Source organism: uncultured Amaricoccus sp. (assembly GCF_937858865.1).
Taxonomy (GTDB): domain Bacteria; phylum Pseudomonadota; class Alphaproteobacteria; order Rhodobacterales; family Rhodobacteraceae; genus Amaricoccus.
Genome location: NZ_CALLYO010000201.1, coordinates 1 through 1,354, shown reverse-complemented (window position 1 = coordinate 1,354; position 1,354 = coordinate 1). Strand labels below are relative to the sequence as shown.

1 protein-coding gene and 1 pseudogene are annotated in these 1,354 nt (G+C 71.9%); both read right to left on the bottom strand.

Annotated elements, in window-relative coordinates; translation table 11 throughout:
- Positions 1 to 160: 160 nt before the first annotated feature.
- The gene (locus Q0112_RS05570) at positions 161 to 643 is read right to left on the bottom strand and encodes a cupin (RefSeq protein WP_297972573.1); all 483 of its coding nucleotides are present in this window, start codon (positions 641 to 643) and stop codon (positions 161 to 163) included.
- A 91-nt stretch (positions 644 to 734) separates the two neighbouring features.
- Positions 735 to 1,354: pseudogene (locus Q0112_RS05565) on the bottom strand (glutamate synthase large subunit); the annotation flags it as partial.

Sequence of the window (1,354 nt, the reverse complement as noted above, 5' to 3'; positions counted from 1 at the left end):
CGTCCACAGAGGTGGTGGAGAATCCGGTGTAGGCGAGGTGGCCATCGAGCGACTCGGCGCGTCCTTGTCCCTTGGGGTAGCGTTGGGGGCGCGGCGCAGCTTGCCCCGCTCGTTGGGCTGTGGCGGCGGTCGCTCGAACGACGCTGCCTGCGAGCGTGGTCTACCGCCAGAGCGCGGCCACCCCGTCGGGCCTTCCCACCGGGTCGGAAGCGGGCGCCGGCAGCGCGGCGATCCGGGCCAGCATCGCGAGCGTCGGCACTCCGCGGCAGAGGTCGGCCTGCTGCCCGGGCGGATAGGCGCCGACGACGAGGAGCCCCCGGCTCGCCGAGATCCGGCAGTGCCCGGTCCCGGCCGGCAGCACCGCCGCGTCGCCGGCCGCCAGCGCGACCTCGCGCCCGTCCGGCCCGCCGAGCAGCACCCGGACCGAACCGGCCGCGATCCCCAGCACCTCGTGCCCGCGGGTGTGATAGTGGTGGAACGGATGGATCCCGTTCCGCCACTGCGGCGGCCAGCCGTTCGCGGCGAAGAGCGCCTCGAACGCCTCCGCCGAAGCCTCCGCGGCCGCGCGATAGACCAGCGCCGGGAAGCGGGGATGGTTCGGGACCGGCCCGCTCGGCGCGAAGCTCAGGGCGTCGATCCGCATCCCCCTCCTCCCGCGCGTATCGTATATACGTTGTCTATACAGAAAATAACACAGGACATTTCAATGGCTTGGCGGGGGTGCACCCCCGGCCTCAGGCGGTCACCGCCTCGACCTCGTCGGTCAGCGGCGCCGGCAGGCGGCTCAGCATCTCCTTCGGCACGATCTGGCGGAACTTGCCCAGTTCCTCCTCCCAGTGCCGCAGGATCTCCGCCGCCCGCGGGCTGCCGGTCTCCCGCGCGTGCTGCTCGACCAGCCCCCTGAGTTGCGCCTCCCAGTAGCGCCCGGCCACCGGCACCACGATCACCGTCTCGCCGTTCAGCCGCAGCGTATGCTCGGCGTCCGGGTCGTAGAGATAGGCCATGCCCCCGGTCATCCCGGCGCCGAAGTTGTCGCCGAACCGGCCGAGGATCACCGCCACCCCGCCGGTCATATACTCGCAGCCGTTCGAGCCGCAGCCCTCCACCACCACCTCGGCCCCCGAATTGCGCACACAGAACCGCTCCCCCGCCCGCCCGGCGGCGAAGAGCGAGCCGGCCGTCGCGCCGTAGAGCACGGTGTTGCCGATGATGGCGTTCTCGTGCGTGACCAGCGGCGAGCCGAGCGGCTGGCGCACCACGATGATGCCGCCCGAGAGCCCCTTGCCGACATAGTCGTTCGCCTCGCCCATCACTTCGATCTTGAGCCCGGGCGCGGCGAAGGCGCCGAGCGACT

Bases quoted from the DNA above. Each gene is read 5' to 3' on its own strand.
- Q0112_RS05570 (WP_297972573.1), bottom strand. From the start codon at position 643: ATGCGGATCGACGCCCTGAGCTTCGCGCCGAGCGGGCCGGTCCCGAAC.